Here is a 362-nt window from a genome sequence, read left to right as displayed (position 1 = left end):
GTGAAAATCATTACTATGGATATGTTTAGTCCCTACTATGACTTGGCTAAACAGCTTTTTCCCAATGCTAAAATCGTTCTAGATCGTTTTCACATTGTTCAACATCTTAGCCGTGCTATGAGTCGTATTCGTGTTCAAATCATGAACCAATTTGAGCGAAAATCCCATGAATACAAGGCTATCAAACGTTACTGGAAACTCTTCCAACAAGATAGTCGTAAACTCAGCGATAAGCGATTTTATCGCCCTACTTTTCGCATGCACTTAACGAACAAAGAAATTCTAGGCAAGCTTTTGAGCTATTCAGAAGAGTTGAAACACCACTATAATCTCTATCAGCTCTTGCTTTTTCACTTTCAGAA

1 protein-coding gene is annotated in these 362 nt (G+C 37.6%); it reads left to right on the top strand.

The genetic code is table 11. The features are described 5' to 3' along the window. The coding region (locus HMPREF2805_RS11580; RefSeq protein ID WP_261676373.1) for a transposase at positions 1-362 on the top strand (362 nt) is incomplete at both ends.

The organism is Streptococcus sp. HMSC034E03 (assembly GCF_001811505.1).
Classification (GTDB): Bacteria; Bacillota; Bacilli; order Lactobacillales; family Streptococcaceae; genus Streptococcus.
Note: the sequence above shows the minus strand (reverse complement) of the source record. Positions and strands in the feature narration are given on the sequence as shown.